The 19,735-nt window shown below is 63.0% G+C and carries 16 protein-coding genes; 8 read left to right on the top strand and 8 right to left on the bottom strand.

What is annotated here, in order from left to right; genetic code table 11:
• The first annotated feature begins 28 nt into the window (after window positions 1-28).
• Window positions 29-1,318 (top strand): adenylosuccinate synthase, encoded by a 1,290-nt coding sequence (locus tag CATRI_RS11810; RefSeq protein WP_290217828.1) that lies wholly within the window; start codon window positions 29-31, stop codon window positions 1,316-1,318.
• Complete coding sequence (locus CATRI_RS11805) at window positions 1,315-2,385, top strand: ATP-grasp domain-containing protein (protein WP_435384208.1); 1,071 nt, start codon at window positions 1,315-1,317, stop codon at window positions 2,383-2,385. The genes CATRI_RS11810 and CATRI_RS11805 overlap by 4 nt, the downstream gene beginning before the upstream one ends.
• On the opposite strand, the gene CATRI_RS11800 is transcribed toward CATRI_RS11805, so the two are convergent.
• Together CATRI_RS11800 and CATRI_RS11795 are read right to left on the bottom strand one after the other, a co-directional pair.
• Window positions 2,371-2,844, bottom strand: coding sequence for a GNAT family N-acetyltransferase (locus CATRI_RS11800; RefSeq protein WP_290217824.1), 474 nt, complete (start codon window positions 2,842-2,844; stop codon window positions 2,371-2,373). The two genes, CATRI_RS11805 and CATRI_RS11800, sit on opposite strands and share 15 nt — an antisense overlap.
• Window positions 2,845-2,942: 98 nt before the next feature.
• The gene (locus CATRI_RS11795; protein WP_290217822.1) at window positions 2,943-4,310 is read right to left on the bottom strand and encodes an FAD-dependent oxidoreductase; all 1,368 of its coding nucleotides are present in this window, start codon (window positions 4,308-4,310) and stop codon (window positions 2,943-2,945) included.
• Window positions 4,311-4,806: 496 nt separating this feature from the next.
• Here CATRI_RS11795 and pta point away from each other — a divergent pair, with 496 nt between their 5' ends.
• Window positions 4,807-6,180, top strand: a complete 1,374-nt coding sequence (gene pta, locus CATRI_RS11790; protein ID WP_290217820.1) for a phosphate acetyltransferase — start codon at window positions 4,807-4,809, stop codon at window positions 6,178-6,180.
• Between the two features lies 1 nt (window position 6,181).
• A complete protein-coding gene (locus CATRI_RS11785) occupies window positions 6,182-7,381 on the top strand; it encodes an acetate kinase (protein ID WP_290217818.1) in 1,200 nt (399 codons plus the stop codon).
• Window positions 7,382-7,435: 54 nt separating this feature from the next.
• On the opposite strand, the gene CATRI_RS11780 is transcribed toward CATRI_RS11785, so the two are convergent.
• The 3 genes from CATRI_RS11780 to CATRI_RS11770 are packed head-to-tail and all read right to left on the bottom strand — an operon-like array spanning window position 7,436 to window position 12,497.
• Window positions 7,436-9,871: a serine/threonine protein kinase gene (locus CATRI_RS11780; RefSeq protein WP_290217815.1), complete on the bottom strand. Its 2,436-nt coding sequence runs from the start codon at window positions 9,869-9,871 to the stop codon at window positions 7,436-7,438.
• Window positions 9,871-10,914, bottom strand: a complete 1,044-nt coding sequence (locus CATRI_RS11775; protein ID WP_290217813.1) for a glutamate ABC transporter substrate-binding protein — start codon at window positions 10,912-10,914, stop codon at window positions 9,871-9,873. Before CATRI_RS11775 ends, CATRI_RS11780 begins: the two co-directional genes overlap by 1 nt.
• On the bottom strand, window positions 10,914-12,497 hold the full coding sequence (locus tag CATRI_RS11770) for a GlnX family signal transduction membrane protein (protein ID WP_290217811.1): 1,584 nt from the start codon (window positions 12,495-12,497) through the stop codon (window positions 10,914-10,916). The genes CATRI_RS11775 and CATRI_RS11770 overlap by 1 nt, the downstream gene beginning before the upstream one ends.
• Window positions 12,498-12,562: 65 nt before the next feature.
• Between CATRI_RS11770 and CATRI_RS11765 the strand changes: the two genes are divergently transcribed.
• The 3 genes from CATRI_RS11765 to CATRI_RS11755 are packed head-to-tail and all read left to right on the top strand — an operon-like array spanning window position 12,563 to window position 14,765.
• A complete protein-coding gene (locus CATRI_RS11765; RefSeq protein ID WP_290217809.1) occupies window positions 12,563-13,048 on the top strand; it encodes an NUDIX domain-containing protein in 486 nt (161 codons plus the stop codon).
• A gap of 22 nt (window positions 13,049-13,070) precedes the next feature.
• The gene (locus tag CATRI_RS11760) at window positions 13,071-14,000 is read left to right on the top strand and encodes an ABC transporter ATP-binding protein (RefSeq protein WP_290217808.1); all 930 of its coding nucleotides are present in this window, start codon (window positions 13,071-13,073) and stop codon (window positions 13,998-14,000) included.
• A gap of 3 nt (window positions 14,001-14,003) precedes the next feature.
• Window positions 14,004-14,765: a multidrug ABC transporter permease gene (locus CATRI_RS11755; protein ID WP_290217805.1), complete on the top strand. Its 762-nt coding sequence runs from the start codon at window positions 14,004-14,006 to the stop codon at window positions 14,763-14,765.
• A 109-nt stretch (window positions 14,766-14,874) separates the two neighbouring features.
• On the opposite strand, the gene CATRI_RS11750 is transcribed toward CATRI_RS11755, so the two are convergent.
• Window positions 14,875-16,134, bottom strand: a complete 1,260-nt coding sequence (locus CATRI_RS11750; protein WP_290217803.1) for a Na/Pi cotransporter family protein — start codon at window positions 16,132-16,134, stop codon at window positions 14,875-14,877.
• An 80-nt stretch (window positions 16,135-16,214) separates the two neighbouring features.
• Here CATRI_RS11750 and CATRI_RS11745 point away from each other — a divergent pair, with 80 nt between their 5' ends.
• A complete protein-coding gene (locus CATRI_RS11745) occupies window positions 16,215-17,444 on the top strand; it encodes a multidrug effflux MFS transporter (protein ID WP_290217801.1) in 1,230 nt (409 codons plus the stop codon).
• Here the strand turns inward: CATRI_RS11745 and cls are convergent.
• Window positions 17,416-18,909 carry a cardiolipin synthase gene (gene cls, locus CATRI_RS11740; RefSeq protein ID WP_290217799.1) on the bottom strand — a complete coding sequence of 498 codons (1,494 nt, stop codon included), beginning with the start codon at window positions 18,907-18,909 and terminating at the stop codon, window positions 17,416-17,418. The two genes, CATRI_RS11745 and cls, sit on opposite strands and share 29 nt — an antisense overlap.
• On the bottom strand, window positions 18,910-19,731 hold the full coding sequence (locus CATRI_RS11735) for an exodeoxyribonuclease III (protein WP_290217797.1): 822 nt from the start codon (window positions 19,729-19,731) through the stop codon (window positions 18,910-18,912).
• Window positions 19,732-19,735: the final 4 nt, after the last annotated feature.

The raw sequence follows: 19,735 nt of genomic DNA, 5'->3' as shown, positions 1-19,735 counted from the left end.
GAGAACCGAGCGGAAGTGACCCAAACTAATGGCTGCAATCGTGATTGTCGGTGCCCAATGGGGCGATGAAGGCAAGGGTAAAGCCACCGATATTCTGGGCGGGCTGGTTGACTACGTGGTCAAGCCCAATGGCGGAAACAACGCGGGTCACACCGTCGTTGTGGGCGGCGAGAAGTATGAGCTCAAGCTACTGCCGGCCGGTGTGCTCTCGGAGAATGCAGTTCCCATTTTGGGCAATGGTGTGGTGATTAACCTGGAGGCGTTGTTCCAGGAGATCGATGGTTTGGAGGCGCGCGGGGCGGATGCGTCCCGTCTGCGGATCTCGGCTAATGCCCACCTGGTTGCTCCCTATCATCAGGTGTTGGATCGGGTGCAGGAGCGTTTCTTGGGCAAGCGCGCGATCGGTACGACGGGCCGTGGCATTGGCCCGGCCTATGCCGACAAGGTGTCCCGGGTGGGCATCCGCGTGCAGGATATTTTCGATGAGTCGATCCTGCGCCAAAAGATCACGTCCGCGCTGGAGGTGAAGAATCAGACCCTGGTGAAGATGTATAACCGCAAGGCCATCGACGTCGAGGAGACGGTGCAGTACTTCCTGGGCTACGCGGAGCGCCTGCGTCCGATGATGATTGACGCGGAGTACGTGCTCAACCAGGCCCTGGATGAGGGCAAGAGTGTGCTCATGGAGGGCGGCCAGGCGACGATGTTGGACGTCGACCACGGCACCTATCCCTTTGTTACGTCCTCGAACCCCACGGCCGGTGGCGCGTGCGTGGGCTCGGGTGTGGGTCCGACGCGGATCACGGCGTCGCTGGGCATCATCAAGGCGTACACTACGCGCGTCGGCGCAGGCCCGTTCCCGACGGAGCTGTTTGATAAGTGGGGCGAGTACCTGCAGACCGTCGGCGGCGAGGTTGGCGTCAACACTGGTCGTAAGCGTCGCTGTGGGTGGTACGACTCGGTGATTGCCCGCTATGCCACCCGTGTCAACGGTTTCACGGATTACTTCCTCACCAAGCTTGACGTGCTCACCGGCATCGGCGAGATCCCGATTTGCGTGGCCTATGACGTCGATGGCGTGCGCCACGATGAGATGCCCTTGACGCAGTCGGAGTTCCATCATGCGGTGCCGATCTTTGAGACGATGCCTGCGTGGGATGAGGACATCACCGGCGCCACCACGTTCGAGGAGCTGCCGCAGAAGGCCCAGGATTATGTCCTGCGCCTGGAGGAGCTCTCCGGCTGCCGCATGTCCTACATCGGCGTCGGGCCGGGCCGCGATCAGACCATCGTGCGCCACGATGTGATGGAAAGCTGAGCACAGTGACTTCCGCGGATTTCCGCACCGCCCTGCTGCTGGGCTCCAGTGAAGCCGCCGAAGAGGTGGCAGCTGCTTTTCGACGCCTCGGGGTCGCCGTCATCTCCGCCACCGACGAAGAGCTGTCGGGAGAGGGTGGCATCGAGGAACTCGTCGCCACCTACGGCCCCGAGGTCATCGTCCCGATGACTGAGTCCGTCGACGTCGCCGCCCTCACAGAGGCCGAGGCCGCTGGGGTGATGGTGGTGCCGTCGGCGCGGGGCTGCGAACTCACCGTTACGCGTGACACGCTGCGGCGCACGGCCAATGAGGAACTGGGTTTGCCCACGACCGCGTACCGCTTCGTCTCCACGCGCGAGGACTTCCTCACGGCCTTCGCCGAGATGGGCCTGCCGTGTGTGGTCAAACCCGCGACGTTCACCGGCGGGCACGGCCACACGGTTGTGCGCACGCCGGAGCAGATCGAGGCGGCCTGGGCGGTGTCGGATCTGTCGGAGGGGCGCGTCATGATCGAGCGCTTCGTCAACTTCGATTACGAAGTCACGGTCCTCGCTGTGCGATCCATCGACCCGGCTACCGGCAAGCTGGCGACGTGGTTCTGCGAGCCGATCGGGCACCGCCACCAGGATGGCCGCTTGGCCGAGTCCTGGCAGCCGATGCCCATGAGCCCGCAGGCCTCGGATAATGCCCGCTCCATGGCTGCCCGCATCAGCAATGCCCTCGGCGGCCGCGGAGTCTGCGCGGTCGAAATGTTCGTCGCCGGCGACGAGGTGTATTTCTCCGGTGTCACGCCGCGGCCCCACGACGAGGGCGCGGTGACGCTCCTCTCGCAGCGGCTGTCGCAGTATGACCTGCACGCGCGCGCTATCTTGGGCCTGCCCATCGATGTGACGATGATTTCCCCCGGTGCCCTGGCGATGGTCTACGAGCCGCTTGTCGACGTCGCCCGGGTCCTCGCCGTCCCCGAGACCGACGTCCGGTTGCCTTCCGGGCGCCCCGGCATGGTCCTGGCTACCGCCGAGACCGTGCAAGAGGCCCGGGATAGGGCGTTGCTAGCTGGCCGCTAGGAGCATCCGCTGGTGGGCGATGCCCTCGTCGTCGAAGACCTCGCCGGTCGGCTCGAAGCCGAAGCCGCGGTAGAAGTCGACGAGCGGAAGCTGGGCGTCGAGCACGACGGGGAGGCCGGGGGCCTGCTCGCTGGCCAGGCGCAAGGACTGCTCCATCAGTTCGGCCGACAGGCCGGTGCCACGCACGGAAGGGTGCAGGCAGAAGCGGCCGAACTTCATGGCATCGGCGCCGTCGATAAGCGTGGGGAACAGGCGGGCCGTGCCGACGAGGGTCCGCGGGGTATCGCCGTTCTTCCACACCTGGAGGTGGAAGGTGTCGGGGGCGGCGTCGATATCGTCGATTTCGGCATACGGGCACTTTTGCTCGTTGACGAAGGTGTCGACGCGCAGCTTGTACATCTGGTGCACCTCGATCGGAGACATGTCCGCCAGGTGGCTTACTGCGAAGTAGATTGTCATGGCGCGCCAACTTACGCCAATTAGGCTCTCTTTGGCGAACTCAGATTGCCCTTTTGAGAGGCAGATCACCCTGCCCGGTCGGGCGTGATCGGGCAGAATCAGATCTCGTACTCCGGGTGGGCGTTGGTGACCATCTCGTTCCATTCCACGATCTTTTTACGCTCGCGGCCTTCTGCCTCGCCGAGCGCCCGCTCGGCCGCATCGAGGTTGTGCCAGCCATCCCACGTGGTCACGGCGATTCCGCGCCCCTTGAGCATGTCCAGGATTGCCTCGGGCTCCGGTTTAGCGGGCTCTGCTAGTTTGCCGGCGTTGAAGTCCTCCAACAAGATGGTGGTGGTGTCCTTGGCGTCCGACTTCGTGTTTCCGATCAGCCCGACCGGGCCGCGCTTAATCCAGCCGGTGGCGTATAGGCCGGGCACGGGTTCAGCGCTATCGAGATCGAGGACGCGGCCGCCGTCGTTGGGCATAACGGCACGCTCGGCGTCGAAAGGAACTCCAGAAACGGCCTCCGAGCGGTAACCGACGGCCCGGTAGACAGCCTGGGCCTCCCAATTGGTGTAGGTCCCGGTGCCGCGGACGTTGCCCGTGCCGTCCAACTCGGTGCGCTCGGTCTTTAGCCCCACGACTCGACCATCCTCGCCCAAGATCTCCACCGGGGACTCGAAGAAGTGCAGGTAAAGCTTGTGCTGAGAGCCCTTCGGCTCCCGGATGGCGTAGCCCTCGAGGGTCTGGCACACCAGGTCCACCGACTTGGAATCGCGGCGGGCCTGCTCGGAGGCGGCATCGTAATCGATGTCCTCGGGGTTGACGATGACCTCGACGTTTTCGGAATGATCGAGCTCTTTCAGCTCCAATGGCGTGAACTTAGCCTGGGCCGGGCCGCGGCGTCCGAAAACGTGGACCTCCTTGACGGCGCTGCGGTGCAGATTCTCGTACACGTTGTCGGGGATCTCGGTGACGTGCAGTTCATCGGCGGTCTTGGCCAGGATGCGGGCCACGTCAAGCGCCACATTGCCTACGCCGATGACGGCGACCTTCTCGGCCGTCAGGTCCCAGGTGCGGGAGAAGTCCGGGTTACCATCGTAGAATCCGACGAATTCGCCGGCGCCGTGGTATCCCTGCAGCTCGTGGCCTGGAATCGCCAGGTCACGGTCGCCAGTTGCTCCCGTAGAGAAGATGATGGCGTCGTAGAAATCGCGCATCTCCTCGACGGTGATGTCCTTGCCCACTTCAATGTTGCCGAGCAGCCGAATCTCCGGCTTGTCCAGGACGGCATGGAGGGACTTCACAATTCCCTTGATGCGCGGGTGATCGGGTGCCACGCCATAGCGGATGAGCCCGAAGGGGGCGGGCATCCGCTCGAAAAGATCGATGGCTACGTCCTGGCCGGACTTGACCAGCAGATCAGAGGCGTAGATGCCGGCCGGACCGGCGCCGACGACGGCGACACGCAAGGGACGAGACATGGTCAGAGGACATCCTTCACTGAAGAGGGGCTAAAAGGGCAATTCTCCGATCCATAGTACTGACCATTTACTCCGGTAGTTAGCAGCCCCTTCCTTGCCCAGCGCTGCGGGACCGGGGGGATGGGTAGGGGGAAGGTCTGCTGCCCAATTTGCGGAGGTTTGCAGAATTCGAGAGCTCCTAACAGGCGTGCTATTGCCCGATGGCTGCCCGCGTTTTTCTGGAACAGGCAGCCCGACGAGGACCTCTCAGGTTCTCGCCGGAATGGGCTTTGACATGCGGGGATGTGTTTATTCTGGGCCCGGTGGGGCGGGCGCGACTGGGAGGAAATTATCGCGGGGGAAAGCGAAGTGTCCGGTTATGTCGTGTTAAGTCTGAAAATTGATTCCGGGAACGAGTGTGTCACGGGCGACATTGGTTATAGAATGGCGACCGATCCCACACAAGCGGCTCAGGCTTGTTCTTTACCTGTGCCGCTCAGCGACAGAAAGGTTACGCATGTCTGACCCCCGATCAGCACTGCTCAGCGTCGTCAACCGAAATTTCGATGGTGTTGACATTGAAGGCCTCGCCGCCTCCCTCGGCCTGGGCGTCAAGCGCCTCGATGACGTGGAAGCGAAGATTGGCTCCGTCGTCGCCGCGGGCCTGCTGGATGATGGCCCGGTCCTGATCGTGGGCACCGGTGACCTCCACTTCGATAGCGAGGTGGCTGCCGCCTACGGCGTCCCCGTGCTGCTGCTCACAGATGCGCCTGGCCGTGCTGTGCAGTTGGCGGAGCGCCATGCCCAGGAACTCGATGCGGTTATCGCTGCAGCCGTCACGGAGGATGGCCTGCGCGATGTAGTCAAGCTGAAGAAAGCCCTCAATGTTGAGGTGAGCCCGGTCATGTCTGCGCCGGTCTTTGAGAATTGGCTGCTCAGCCGCGCCAAGGATGCCAAGGCGCACATCGTGTTGCCCGAGGGGGAAGATGACCGTATCCTCCTGGCGGCCGGCCAGCTGCTCGGCCGCGACATCGTGGAGATCACCATTCTCGGGGACCCGGCTGACATTAAGAACCGGGCAGGGGAGCTGGGAGTGGACCTGACCAAGGCCCACATCATCAACCACCTCACCTCGCCGCTGGCGGAGGAATTCGCCAACGACTTCGTTGAGCTGCGCAAGGCCAAGGGCGTGACCCTGGAAGAAGCCCGCGAGACGATGCAGGATATTTCCTACTTCGGCACGATGATGGTGCACAAGGGCCTGGCTGATGGCATGGTGTCCGGCGCCGCTCACACCACGGCGCACACCATTAAGCCTTCCTTCCAGATCATCAAGACCACCCCGGACGCATCCGTGGTGTCTTCCATCTTCCTCATGGTCATGCGCGGTCGACTGTGGGCCTTTGGTGACTGTGCGGTCAACCCGAACCCGACCGCCGAGCAGCTCGGCGAGATCGCGGTCGTCTCCGCGAAGACCGCTGCTGCCTTTGGCATTGATCCCCGCGTCGCCATCTTGTCCTACTCCACCGGCGCTTCTGGTTCCGGCCCGGACGTGGATCGCGCCATCGATGCCCTCGGCCACGCCAAGCGCATCGACCCCGCCCTTAAGGTGGATGGCCCGCTCCAGTTCGACGCGGCAGTTGACCCCGGGGTGGCAAAGAAGAAGATGCCCGACTCGGATGTCGCTGGCCACGCCAACGTCTTCGTGTTCCCCGACTTGGAGGCCGGCAACATTGGCTACAAGACGGCGCAGCGCACGGGCAGCGCCCTGGCCGTCGGCCCGATCCTGCAGGGCCTGAACAAGCCCGTCAACGATCTCTCGCGCGGCGCCACCGTCCCCGACATCGTCAATACCGTCGCCATCACCGCCATCCAGGCCGGAGGAAAGTAAATTGACTTACGCACTCGTTCTCAACTCCGGTTCTTCGTCGATCAAGTTCCAGATCCTCGACCCCTCCGCAGACGCTAGCGCCGAGCCGTTGGTTTCCGGTCTCGTTGAGCAGATCGGTGAGCCCCAAGGCACCATCGCTATCAAAATCCGCGGGGAAAAGGTCACCTCTGAGCTGCCGATCCCGGATCATTCCGCCGGTTTGGAGATGGCCTTCGCCATCCTCGCCGAACATGGCGTCGGCCCCCATGACGTGCACGTGTCTGCCGTTGGCCACCGCGTCGTCCACGGCGGCAAGGTTTTCTCCCACCCGGAGATCGTCACTGATGAAGTTGTGGACATGATCCAGGACCTCATCCCGCTGGCACCACTGCACAATCCCGCCAACATCGACGGCATCAAAGTGGCTCGGGAAATGCTGCCGGACATCCCGCACGTCGCGGTCTTTGATACGGGCTTCTTCGCGGACATGCCCCCGGCGGCCGCGCTCTATGCCATCAACGCCGAGGTTGCGGGCGCCCACGGCGTGCGCCGCTACGGTTTCCATGGCACCTCGCATGAGTTTGTTTCGCAGCAGGTCCCAGCCCTGTTGGGCAAGGACAGCAGCGAGGTCAACCAGATCACCCTGCACCTGGGCAACGGTGCCTCCTGCTCCGCGGTGAAGGGCGGTCACGCCATCGATACCTCGATGGGTATGACTCCACTCGCAGGCCTGGTCATGGGAACCCGCTCCGGCGACATCGACCCGGGTATCATCTTCCACCTCTACCGCACTGCGGGCCTGAGCATCGACGAGATTGATACGATGCTTAACCGTCAATCGGGCATCAAGGGCCTGTCGGGGGTCAATGACTTCCGCGCGCTGCGGGAGATGATTGATAACGGCGATACCGATGCCTGGTCTGCCTACAACATCTACATCCACCAGCTGCGCCGCTACATCGGCTCCTACATGATCGCCCTCGGCCGCGTCGACGCGATCACCTTTACCGCCGGCGTGGGCGAGAACGCCAAGTTCGTCCGCGAGGACGCGCTCGCCGGCCTGGAAATGTACGGCATCAAGATCGACCCGGAGCGCAACGATCTGCCCAACGATGGGGCCCGTCTTATTTCCACGGACGATTCGGCGATCAAGGTCTTCGTCGTCCCCACCAATGAGGAACTGGCCATCGCCCAGAAGGCCACCTTGTTGGCCAAGGGCTAAAAACCCTGCTTATCGACGCCCCCCTCCAGGAGGGGGGCGTCGATAAGCATTTTTTTAGAACCAGGTGACGGGGCGGACCTGGTTGGCCATGTCGACCAGGGTGTAGCGATGGATGGGGAAGGGCGCCTGGCGAGCCTGCAGGCGCAGCGTTTCCGCCAGCCCGCGGCGCAGGCCCCGCTGGGTGAAGTGGAACTCGAAGAGGTCGTTGGGGGAGGCGGCTGTATCCACTCCGGCGTTGCGTAGAAAGTTCAGGCCCGCCGACATGACGGCGATCTTGATCTGCAAAAAGCGCGGCTCGTTGGTGGGGATCTCCTCCAACCGGCGGGCGGCGCGGCGAATGCGCGACTCCGTCAGGGTGCCCGAAATGAGCTGCAAGATGGTGGTCAGCTGGGCCATGCGATGGTGGCGGGAGGCCTGCGGCACCTTATCCAGCGCGGCGACCGCCATCTCAATCTGGTTCTCGGCCATGAGCTGGCGAGCAAGGCCGAAGGCGGAGGACACGGTCGTGGAGTTGGTGACCCACACCAAGCCGTAGAGGCGCATGGCGGAAAAGCGCAGCATGGCGGGGTCCTGGGTCTCGTAGGACCAATTCTTGGTCAGCTGGGTGAGTTCCTCCCCGTCGAGGGTGTCCAACGTGCTTCCCAGGTAGGAGGCCGCCCGCGCGGTCTTTTCGGGGATGAGCTGGGAGTGGTGGAATCCTAGCTGCTGGAGGATCAACTCATCCACGGCGGCCAGCGCCAGCTTCGGCGCGGCCTCGCCGGGCAGAATGCGCAGGACTTCGGCGAAGTGGCGTTGGGCGCTGGAGTAGTCATCGAGGAGTAGGGCGGTTACACCCGCGTACCACTGGTAGCGCCAATCGTGGCCCAAACGTCCCTCCAACGAGGTCAACCACGTGCGGGCCTGGCCGGTAAACCCAAGGTCAAGCATGGCGCGGACGACACCGAGCGGGATTTCTGCCGACTGCTCGTATTCCGGGGTCTTCATCGCTTGGCGGAGGGTTTCCAGGGCCTCCTGCGGTTCGGTGTAGGAGGAGCCAGACAGCATGGCTGCACCCACGTCACTGCGGTCGATGAGGGGGGCGGGTAACGCGGCGACGACTTCGGGGGAGGTGATTCGCACCGTCCGATCGATGCCGTCGATGAGCTGGTCAGTGCGGAACACGAGGTGCTTGGTGCCAAACGTGGTTCTCTGCGGGGAAAACAGAGAATGCTGGGCGGGGAACTGTTCCCCGTCGCGCACCGCCAGGACCTCACGCAGCACCCCGTAGAGCTGGGTGGACATTTCTTTGACGGAATCGAAGCGGCGCTTCGGGTCGGGATGACAAGCACGTTCCAAGAAACGGTAGAAGCTCAAATACTTGCGGAAGGTGGGCACCTCCGTAGGGTTGGGCAACCCCGGCAAGTAGACGCCGTCTTCCTTCGGTAGGTGCACCGTCAGCGCCGCTAACGTCCGGCCGACGGTGTAGATGTCGCTGGCCACGCTCGGCCCCTCCGCGCCAACCTCAGGGGCTTGGAAGCCCTTCGTGCCGTAGATGAATCCAAAGGCCCCGATGCCCGAGACCGCGCCCAAGTCAATGAGTTTGACTTGGTCCTCGGTGACGATGATGTTGTCCGGCTTGAGATCGTTATAGACCACTCCGCGCGAGTGCAAATAGTCAAGGGCGGGCAGGACCTCGAGGATGTAGGCGATAGCCAGGTCAATGGGAAGGACGTGGGACTCTTGGTCGTTTCGGCGGCTGCGCAGCGAAGGTCCGCCCACGAACTCCATGACGATGAAGCCGCTGGGCACCCGCGGGTCGTCGATAAAGTTAAAAATCTTCACGATGCCGGGGTGCGTAATGTCCGCCAAAAACTCCCGCTCCGCGATCGCGGCACCCTGTTCATCAGCAGACTTGGTTGACTGCAGCCCCTTGAGAACCACGTGACGGCCCGACACGTGATGATCATTGGCCAGGTAGATCCAGCCCATGCCGCCATAGGCGATGACGCCCAGAATCTCGTACTGCCCGGCGACCATATCACCGGGGTGCAGCTGCGGCTCCGGGATCCCTTTCTTTTCTACCGCCTCGGTCGGATCAATGAGTGCGTCTTCCGGGTCTGAGGGGCGTACAAACGGCAGGTTAACCATGCCGTCGGCGACGGTGCGGCCGGTTCGTTCCGCTCCGCGTCGCTCACGGAAGGTCGAGAGCGCTAGCTGACGAGCCCTGGCGGAAGTATCGTCGCGCTTCGACAGCTCCTTGCTCGGGGCGGCGGGGCTGTGGTCTCGCAGATTGTCCAGGTCGGCGAGGAGGGCGGAAATGTCACCCATCGACTCGTCATAATTCCCCCAGTCATCGTCCAACTCCTCATCGTCCTCGGCGAAGGGGTCGAAGGCGACGGCCTGGGTGCCGGTCGGAGAATCGTCGAGATCGATCAGCTCCTCGTGGACGACACCAGTGGTCGGGGTTTCGTCCTGCGGGAAGGCGGATGAGGGCGGCTGCTGGGTGCTCATTATTCCTCTGGGGCTTTCTCGGCGGAGTCTTCCGGGCGATAATTCAGCGGAGGCGGACCGGCAGTGGCGTTGTAGGCCGCGAACCAGCGGTTATACATATCCCACCACGTCCCGTCCCGGAATAATCGCTCGATAGTTGAGTTAACTTGCCTAGTCAGCGGCACCGAATCATAAAGCCTATCGGGCAGTGGCATAGCGACCGCATAGGATTCAGAGGCCAGCGTGCTGCCGACGATCGTCGTGTACGGGTCCTGCGCAGCGATACCGGAGAGGATCGTGTCATCCGACAAAATAGCGTCGGCTTGGTGTTGCTGGAGAGCGACGAGGCAGTCCGCCCAGCTTCGGGTTTTGAGAATCCGTGATTGCGGTGCATTAAGCCGGGCCTTTTCCAATGCGGTGGAACCATCGGTGACGCACACCGTCCGGCCCGGCAGCTGATCCACTCCCTTGATGTCCGAGTTCTTGATCACCAGCAGGCGCGAGTCGGTGGTGAGGTAGGGGGTGGAAAACAGGACCTGTTCCTGACGCAGGCGCGTCACCGTCATCGTGCGGATAACGATGTCTACCTCGTGGTTTTCGAGCGCCTCCGCCCGCGAGGCGGACTCGATGAAACGGAAATCAACCCGGTCTGGGTCGCCGAAAATATCCCGGGAGATCTCCCGGGCGAGGTCCACCTCGAAGCCCCGGAGCTCACCGGTGACGGAATCACGATATGACAGCAAATTTTGTGACTGGTCAACCCCGACGATGATGCGACCCCGATGGACGATCCGGGGAATACGCTCGAGTGGGTCGAGATCGTCTGGGCGGAAGGAGCCGATGATGTCGTTCGTGTTGATCTCCTGCGGCGGCTGCTCACCCGGGTTCTCCACGGTGGCTCCGGCCGGTAGGGGCGGGCCGTAGGCGTGCGCGGCGGGGCGATCTTCATCATCGGGCGTGGCCGTGGGATGCAGAGATTCGAAGTTGAGCGAGGTGCAGGCGGACGCGGCGAGGCTGACACTCAATAGCGCGGCCAGGGAGGCCATGATCCGGCGGGTGGGCATCACAGGTACTCCTGCAAGCGGGGGCGGATGCCGATCCACACTGCAGCGATCGCTGCTAGCGAGAGAATGAGGATCGCGGTGGCCACGAGCTGAGTGGCGGCCAGGCCATCATTAATAAAGGCGCGCATGGAAGAGCGGGCATCGGCGATGAGTCGGGAGAGGGCGGCGTCGAGGCGATCATAGGAACCCGCCGAGGTGGCCGGTTCACCCGGGGTGGCCAAGTTCGTCGTGGCCTGGCGCATAGCCTCCTGGTAATCGCCGTCAACCATCGCGTTGGTGAAGCGAATGTGGGCAGCTTCCCAATCCGCCAAGGCGCTACGGGCCTCGGTGATGAGGGTGAGGTTGCGATCTTCGGCGCTGCGGGGGTTGTGGCCCTCGGCCTGCTCGAAGTCATCCAGCGCACTAGTGACCGCCGACGTGGAGGACTCGAATTGGGTGGTGGAGTCGGCGACGGATTGCCGACGGACCAGCGCCAACGTTTCCGAGGTCCGAGCCTGCTGCGCCTGAATGCGCGAGGCCGTCAGCGAGTCCCACGGCATGGACGCCTCCGCGAAGCCGCGCGTTCCCGCTTGCCACGTGCTGAAATTGGACACGCTCACCCACAAGATCGCCACGATCATCAGTCCCGTTGCGGCGAGGAAGCCCTTATTCAGCCGGCGCCGCGTCATCCGCCACAACGCCCATTGGGAGATAACGAGGAATACCACGGCCGCGAGCAGACCCGAGAGCGGAACCCACTGTGGCTGGGTGAGATTGTTTTGCTGCTCCCGGACCTCACGGCTGGTCAGCGCAAAGAGCTCGGCGGCGGCCGGAAGAATATCCTCGCGCATCAAGCCCGAGGCTTCAGCCATGTACGCCACGCCGACCGGGTTGCCCACGCGGTTGTTCGTCCGAGCTGTCTCGATGAGGCCGGTGTAGATGGGGATTTGGCGTTCGATACTGGCAATGAGTTCGAGTGCGCGGCGGTCCTCGAATCCAATACCCGCTGAGGATTCCGCCGCCGAGACCATGGCCCGGTCGATGGCGGCGTTGTAGCGATTGCGTGTGCCCGCCGGTTCCACACCAGCCTGCACAAAACCCGTCGTGGCGATGGTATCCGCGAGGGACAGCGAGGTGTACAGGTTATGCGCCGAGTAGCTCATCGGCTCCGTCGTAGTGAGCAAAACATCAAGCGATTGCTGGCGGTCTGCCGACGACTGCGACATCGAATACCCGGCGGCAAAAATTGACATGGACAGCAGCAACGCGATGCTGAGCATTTTGCCGGGCGTGGTCACCAGGTATGAAAACACCCGTCGTAGCCACAACCATGGCACCGAAAACGTATCCATCAACCGGCTGGAGATGGAACGGCGGCGGAACTCCTCATCGGAGCTGACCTGGTCCAGCCAGTGGTCCTGGGTGTCTTCGGGGACGTCTGCCCCGTCGTCGTCGATAAGCACGGCGCGCCGGGCCGAGAGTGCATTGGACATCGCCCGTAGCCTGGTGCGGCGATACTTGAGGGGCCCGGATCGGGTGGGTTTCTCGGGGGCACTGTCCACGGCGGTATGTGCAGGCTCGCCAGAGTCCTTCGCGCCGGTCATTGGCTCATGATAACCCCGAATTGTGTCCGATGTCATGTACTCGAGAGGTGTCTATTGTCGTTTTTATGGAAGGTGATGGAAACGGCTGGGCCGTCGGCCCCGGAGGAGTACGCGTGTGGGGCCGTTTCGGGGCGGCCGGGTTGATGCTCTTGGCTGGTTCCGGGGAGCAGCGGCAGGTGCTCTTGCAGCACCGCGCCCAATGGACCAACCAGGGTGGTACCTGGGCGTTGCCGGGCGGGGCACGGGATTCCCACGAAACCACCATCGAGGCAGCTTTGCGCGAGGCTGTGGAAGAAACCTCCCTCGAACCCAGCCTCGTCGAGGTGCTGCACGCCGAGGTGACCGCGGGGCCGTCCCCTGGTGCCAAATGGACCTACACCACCGTCATCGCGCGGACGGTGACGGGCAAGCCGCTGCGGGTCACTCCCAACGAGGAATCCCTCGAACTACGGTGGGTGCCATTGCGCGCACTGGACGAGTTGCCGCTCATGCCCGCCTTCGCAAGCGCACTCCCGGGGCTTCTACAGGTCATTCACAGGCTTTCTCCCTGAATCCTATGGCAAGGTGTACACCATGATTCAGCTTGAAGGTCTGACCAAGCACTATGGCCAGGTCCGCGCCGTCGATGTTCTCACATTCACGGTCGAACCCGGGGTAGTCACCGGCTTCCTCGGCCCCAACGGTGCTGGCAAATCCACCACCATGCGAATGATCCTGGGGCTGGACAACCCCACCTCCGGCACCGCGCTTATCGACGGCCGCCCCTTCCGCGACTTTCGCCGCCCCCTCAAGCAGGTGGGCGCCTTGCTGGACGCCAAAGCCGTCCATCCCAACCGCTCCGCGGCCAACCACCTGAAGTGGATGGCGCAGTCCAACGGTATTCCCAAGCGCCGGGTCGACGAGGTGCTCGGCCTCGTCGGGCTCAGCGACGTTGCTTCTAAGAAAGCCGGCGGCTTTTCCCTTGGTATGGGCCAGCGTCTCGGACTGGCCGGGGCTTTGCTGGGCGATCCCCGGGTCCTCATCCTCGATGAGCCCGTCAACGGCCTCGACCCGGAAGGAATTCGCTGGGTCCGCGGCCTGCTCAAGGCGCTAGCCGCCGAGGGCCGCACCATCCTCATTAGCTCGCATTTGCTCTCTGAGATGGCCCTGACCGCCGACCGCCTCGTCGTCATCGGCCGGGGCCGCCTCGTCGCCGATACCACCACCCACCAGTTCATCCGCGAGCACTCGGCCGCCGTCGTCCAGGTCCGCACCGAGCGGCAGGAGTCCTTCGCCGCCCGCCTCGCGGAGCTCGGGTTTTCTTCCACCACCACGACTGATCCCGACGGCCGTCCCGTCCTCGAGGTCCCCAACCGCAGTACCGACGAAATCGGCGCGCTGGCCTTCGCCGAGGGCTTTGCCGTCCGCGAGCTGGCGCTGCGCCAAGCCAGCCTGGAGGATGCCTTCATGGACTCCACCAACGACTCGGTTCAGTACCAGGCCAGCTCCCAGGAGGCCAAGTAACACATGTTCATCAACACCCTTGCTTCCGAATGGACCAAGCTGCGCACCACCCGCTCTTTCTGGTGGACCACCGCCCTTTTCGTCCTCATGTCCGTCGGCTGGGCTGGCGTCATGGGGTACACCGCGATGGAAGCCGACGGCGGGTTCCCCACCATCTGGGCCTCGTCAACCGCCTCGGCCGCCTATCTGCTGGGCTTCTGTGTCCTCATGATCCAAGCGATCATGATCATCACCACCGAATACCGCTACCAAGTCCAATCGGTGACGTACCTGGGCACGCCCCGACGCTGGACCGTCGCCCTAGCAAAGCTGCTGCTCTACGCCGCCATCGCCGCGATCTTGACCTTCCTGGTCATCGTCGCTGGCTTCCTGCTTGCCGACGCCCTCGCCCCCGCCTCCGCCGCCGCCCTCTTCGAGCCGTTCAAGGATGAGTCCGCCCTCCTCATCATGTGGACCTACCCGGCCGCCGCCGCGGCCGTGGTCATGTTCTCCCAGGGCATGGCGCTGCTTCTTCGCCAAACGGCCGGCACCGTGGCCCTCATGCTCGTGTGGTTCATGGGGTTAGAGGGCATCGTGCGCCTCATCCCTAATTGGGGCAATGACATTGCCCGCTTCCTGCCCTTTGAAAACCTCAACGCCTTCATCATGGACATCCCACTCCAGGATGCGCCATGGGGGGTCCACGGTTCGGGCGTCTATTTCTTCGCCTGGGCCGTCGCGCTCTGGGTCTTGGGCGTGTTTGCCTTGCAGCGGCGGGATGCCTGACGGGGCGGGGTGCCAAAATTCTCTAGAATCAAACGTATTACCTAGCGTTTTCCCAGCTCGCGGCTGAACGCGATTCGTATTCTAGAGAATTTTGGCACTCCCGACGTCCTCATCGCGACCCGAGCATCGTATGGCTGACGATGATCACCACCGGCAGCGCCAGATAACCAACCGCCAGGAACCCGGCCGCGACGGAATACCCGCCCGAGGCGATGCGCCCCGAGAACTCCGCTAAGGAGAACAACATGGCGCGCAGCGGCTTGAGGAAGAACACGAGCAGGCAGCATCCCAGGTTGAAGGCCACGTGGACTAACGCCGCCTGAATGGCGAAAGAACCCATCGAGCCCGGCACAGCTAACGCCGTTAACAGTGCCGTGAGGGTCGTCCCGACATTGGCGCCGAGCGTGATGGCCAGAATTTCTCGCTGGCGAAGGGAGCGAGTGACGGCGAAGGGGAGCAAAGAAGAGATGACCACCGACGAGGCTTGAGTCAGCGCGGTTGCCGCGGCGCCAGATACCAAGCCCAGCGCGTCGGAGGCGCCTGAGGATCGTTCCATTAGAGTGCGGGTCTTCGCGGCCATGAGAGTCGCCAGCAGCGAGCTGAGCACGCGCATGCTCACCATAATGGTCACGGTGCCAACCAAGACGCTGATCACGGGAGCCACGCCGGGCGGAAAGAGCTCGCCCAGCCAACCTCGGAATCCGATCCGATTAATCACCGGCGAGATGACTTCCAGGACAAAATTTCCAGTGGTGGTGGGTTGGGAGCCCTTGCCGAGGAGAAGCTCGGAAAGCCACGTGCTAAAGGACCTCAAGGGATGGAAAAGCAGTTCCAAAACGAAGGCCAGCAGGACAAACACGAGGTTGAACCAATTGTGCAAGGAGGCGGAGGCAAAGGCCCGCTGGAAGCTTCTCCGATCACCAACGAAACTGAAGGACACCAGCAGGGGAGTGATGGTGGTGCCAATGTTGGCGCCCAGGATGATAGGGATAGCGACGGGGACGGAGACTCCGCCGGTGCCCACCGCGGCCACGGTCAGCGCCGTCACCGTCGTGGAGGATTGCAGCGCGGCTGTGGCCACGATGCCGATGAGCAGGCCGATGATGGGGTTGGTGGCCAGGTTGAATAGTCGGCCGACGGTGCCGGCGCCGACACCGGACGCGCCGTCAAGAATGAGGTAAACCGCGACAACCATGACCGCGATGGTGGCGATGACGCCGCACCACCGGACGGAAACACCGAGCCTAGATAGGGCGACGAAGTCGCGGTCGGCGGGGATCATCCTCGGGTTCACAAAGTGATGAGTGCCGGGAAGGGTGGGGGAATGCGGGCGCGGTTGCTCGGGGGTCACCAGAACCTCCCCGCCCATGTCCACCAGTTTTGCTCAGCCATTTCTCATCAAACCTATCACCGCAGTTTCTCAATTCAGAGTGGACTAAGGTGTGCGGGGTGACAAAGCACGGTGAGCATTCGCATCAGGGTAGGCAGCAACTCGGAGTCCCCCTGCTCCTGAGTTTGGCGTTGCTGTCAGCGTCGGCGCCGTTCTCCATTGACATGTACCTGCCCGCACTGCCGGGGATCGCCGCGGATCTGGGCACCACCCCGGCGATGGTGCAGTTGACGCTGTCTGGCTTCCTGGCGGGGTTGGCCGTCGGCCAGCTCATCATCGGGCCTATTTCGGATGCGGTTGGCCGGCGCAAGCTCATGCTGGGTGGGGCGGCTGTTGCGTTGGTGGCAGCGATCATCGCGGCGGTGGCTCCGAGCATCACGGTTCTCATCGTGGCGCGACTCGTGCAGGGCGTGGGGTCGGGCGCCTGCGTGGTTCTCTCCCGTGCCGTGATCCCGGATCTGGCTAAAGGCCCGGCGGCAGCCCGCGCTTTCTCACTGCTCATGTCCATCCAGGGGGTGGCGCCCATCCTCGCCCCGGTTGCCGGTGGCCTGTTGTTGGAGCCGATCGGCTGGCGGGGCCTGTTCTTCGTGCTGGCCGGAATCGCGGTGGCACAGTTGCTCGTGGTGGTATTTGCTATCCGAGAGTCCAAGCCGCCGGAGGAGCGCAGCCCGGCTACGGTCCGGGGGATTGTGGGCAACTACGCCTACGTCATCCGCAACGCTGGCTATCGAGGGTACTTGGTGTCTTTCGCCTTCGGATTCTCGGCGCTGTTTTGCTACATCGCCGCGTCCCCGTTCTTGTTTCAAGAGCAATTGGGCTTCAGCGCTCAGTCGTATGCGTTGCTCTTCGCCATCAACGGTGGGGGGATCATCGCGGGCAATGTCATCAATGGGCGACTGGTCGGCCGCGTGAACACCCAGCTCATCCTCTTCATTGCGCTCGCGATTCTCATCAGTGCGAGCGCGTTGCTTCTGCTGGTGGTCACCCTCAAGCCGCTGACCCCGCTGATCGTGGGTTTGTTGTTTATTTCCGTGGCGCAGGTCGGCGTTATCATGGGCAATTCGACGGCGTTGGGCACGGGGCTCGTGCGTGCGCGGGCGGGGTCAGCGTCTGCTCTCATGGGGTTCGCCCAGTTCGGTCTTGCCGGTTCGATGAGCCCGCTGATGGGGCTGGGGGAAAATCCGGGACTGAACATGGCCATTGGCATGCTGGTGTGTTCGCTGATTGCCCTCGGCGGGGTGGTTTACGCCGGGAGAAACACTACTGCAGGGCCGACGTCAGTTTCATGACGTTGTCGATGTAGCGGCGGAAGAAGCCGCGCTGGTTCCAATCCTCCAGGGTGAGGAGGCGGGAGACAGCGAGGTAGGCGCTGGCGAGCTCGTTGAGGTCGTCGATGAGGTCGCCGTGGGTGATCATGAGCGTCGACTCGTAGTTAAGGCCGAAACTGCGCATGTCCATGTTGGAGGATCCGAGAGTACCCAGCGCTTCGCCCTCTTCGTCCGGGTCGGCGAGGATGAACTTCGAGTGCAGGACGTAGGGCTCGGGGAAGAGATGGATGTGGACGCCAGCTTCGAGAAGGGCTTGGTAGTAAGAGGACTGGGCGTGGTGAACCACGAATTGGTCGGATTTTTCCGATACCAGCAGGTCGACGTGCACCCCGCGGTAGCAGGCGGTGGTGACGGCTTCGAGGACTGATTCATCGGGGATGAAGTAGGGGGAGCACAGCACGAGGCGCTTTTGGGCGAGGTGGATGATCGAGGTGAACATTCGCAGCACCGGCTCGGTGGTGTAGCCCGGGCCAGAAGGGACCAGTTGGACGACGTTGGAAGCGGGGTCGTCGTCGATGCCGGGTTGGTCATGTTCGTGCTCAAGGGGGGTGACTTCGAGGAGTTCTCCGGTCTCGGAGTACCAGTCGACAGCGAAGACGAAGGCCATGGAGGAGACGATCGGCCCGGTGAGTTGGGCCATGACATCGATCCATTGGCGGTCGGGCTGTTGCTTTTTGCGCACGCGGTAGTAGCGCTCGATCATGTTGGTGGAGCCGATGAAGCCGAGCTGGTCGTCGATAATGAGCATTTTTCGGTGATTGCGCAGGTCGGGACGGCGGAAGCGGCCGCGCCACGGCTTGAGCGGGAGCATGAGTTGCCATTCGACGCCGATGGCGCTCAGCCGCTTCCCCAGGGAGAGGTAGCGGGGGTATTTCCACGATCCGACCTGGTCGAAGAGCATCCGGACTTTTACTCCGCGCTGCACCGCGCGTTCGAGGGAGCGGAAGAAGACGTCGGTCGTGTCGTCCCAGGCGGTGATATAGATTTCGACGTGGACGTGGTCGGTGGCGGTGTCCACGGCCTCGGCCATTTGCCGCAGGGTGTGGTTGTAGTCGGTGTGCAAACCTTCGTTGTGTCCGACGACGGCGGGGAGGTTGGTCAGGCGTCGATTGAGACGGACGACGGATTGCACTTCCTCGGACAGGTCGACGTACTGGGGGAAGTCGGGGGTATCGGCCTGGATGTCCTCGATCATCGCGTTCGCTTCCTGCTGGATGCGGTGGCGGCGACGGTTGATATAGGGCGAGCCCATGAGGAGGAAGAGCGGCAACCCGATGAAGGGCAGCAACAAAATGGCTAGCAGCCAGGCGGTGGAGGAACTGGGCCTTCGACCTTCGGGGACGAAACCGATGGCGAGGATCTTGATGGAGTAGTCAATGATCAGGCCGATCATCTGCCAAGTGCTCAGATCGAAGGCGATGTTCATCTAGCGGACCTCGTCGTAGTCGGCAGCAGGGACGTAGTCCACCACGACGGGGGCGTGGTCGGAGGCGCCCTTGCCAGCGCGTTCCTCGATGTCTACGAATCCGGCCCGCGCTTGCCTGGCCAGGGTTGGGGTGGCCAGCTGGAAGTCGATCCGCATGCCTTCGCCCTTCTGGAAGCGCAGGCTTTTGTAGTCCCAGTAGGTGAAACGCTCCTCGGTGAGGGGGCGGGTGACCTCGGTGAGACCGGCGTCGATAAGCCCATCGAAGGCTTGGCGTTCCGGCTCGGTGACATGGGTTTTTCCTTCGAAGAAGGCGGGGTCCCACACGTCGACGTCGAGGGGGGCGACGTTGAAGTCGCCGAGGTAGACGGCGCTGTGCTCGGGGTCCGCGCGCAGCGAGTCCGCGATATGGAACTTAAGGTTGTAGAGCCAGCGGAGTTTGTAGTCGTAGTGTGGGTCGGCGATTTCGCGTCCGTTGGGGACGTACAGGCTCCACACCTTCACGCCGTTGCACGTCGCACCGATGGCGCGCGCCTCCACGGCTTGCGGTTGAGCAGGGTCTTTGTCGAATCCGGGTTGTCCGGGGAATTGCTTATCGACGTCCGTCAGCCCCACCCGCGAAGCAATCGCCACACCATTCCATTGGCTCAGGCCCATGTGGGCTACTTCGTAGCCGGCTTCCTCGAAGGCGAGGTAGGGGAACTTGTCGTCTGAACACTTGGTTTCCTGCATCGCCAGGATGTCAACATCGTGGCGGTGAAGGAACTCCACGATCCTCTCCGCGCGGGTTCGCACGGAGTTGACATTCCAATTGACGATTCGCATGTAG

The sequence above is a fragment of the Corynebacterium atrinae genome, from assembly GCF_030408455.1.
Lineage (GTDB): Bacteria > Actinomycetota > Actinomycetes > Mycobacteriales > Mycobacteriaceae > Corynebacterium > Corynebacterium atrinae.
This window is presented reverse-complemented; position numbering and strand designations above follow the sequence as displayed.

Coding starts and splice junctions, on each gene's coding strand:
- CATRI_RS11810 (WP_290217828.1), top strand. CDS start 29: ATGGCTGCAATCGTGATTGTCGGTGCCCAATGGGGCGATGAAGGCAAG.
- CATRI_RS11800 (WP_290217824.1), bottom strand. CDS start 2,844: ATGACAATCTACTTCGCAGTAAGCCACCTGGCGGACATGTCTCCGATC.
- CATRI_RS11795 (WP_290217822.1), bottom strand. CDS start 4,310: ATGTCTCGTCCCTTGCGTGTCGCCGTCGTCGGCGCCGGTCCGGCCGGC.
- pta (WP_290217820.1), top strand. CDS start 4,807: ATGTCTGACCCCCGATCAGCACTGCTCAGCGTCGTCAACCGAAATTTC.
- CATRI_RS11780 (WP_290217815.1), bottom strand. CDS start 9,871: ATGAGCACCCAGCAGCCGCCCTCATCCGCCTTCCCGCAGGACGAAACC.
- CATRI_RS11775 (WP_290217813.1), bottom strand. CDS start 10,914: ATGCCCACCCGCCGGATCATGGCCTCCCTGGCCGCGCTATTGAGTGTC.
- CATRI_RS11770 (WP_290217811.1), bottom strand. CDS start 12,497: ATGACCGGCGCGAAGGACTCTGGCGAGCCTGCACATACCGCCGTGGAC.
- CATRI_RS11765 (WP_290217809.1), top strand. CDS start 12,563: ATGGAAGGTGATGGAAACGGCTGGGCCGTCGGCCCCGGAGGAGTACGC.
- CATRI_RS11760 (WP_290217808.1), top strand. CDS start 13,071: ATGATTCAGCTTGAAGGTCTGACCAAGCACTATGGCCAGGTCCGCGCC.
- CATRI_RS11755 (WP_290217805.1), top strand. CDS start 14,004: ATGTTCATCAACACCCTTGCTTCCGAATGGACCAAGCTGCGCACCACC.
- CATRI_RS11750 (WP_290217803.1), bottom strand. CDS start 16,134: ATGGGCGGGGAGGTTCTGGTGACCCCCGAGCAACCGCGCCCGCATTCC.
- cls (WP_290217799.1), bottom strand. CDS start 18,909: ATGAACATCGCCTTCGATCTGAGCACTTGGCAGATGATCGGCCTGATC.
- CATRI_RS11735 (WP_290217797.1), bottom strand. CDS start 19,731: ATGCGAATCGTCAATTGGAATGTCAACTCCGTGCGAACCCGCGCGGAG.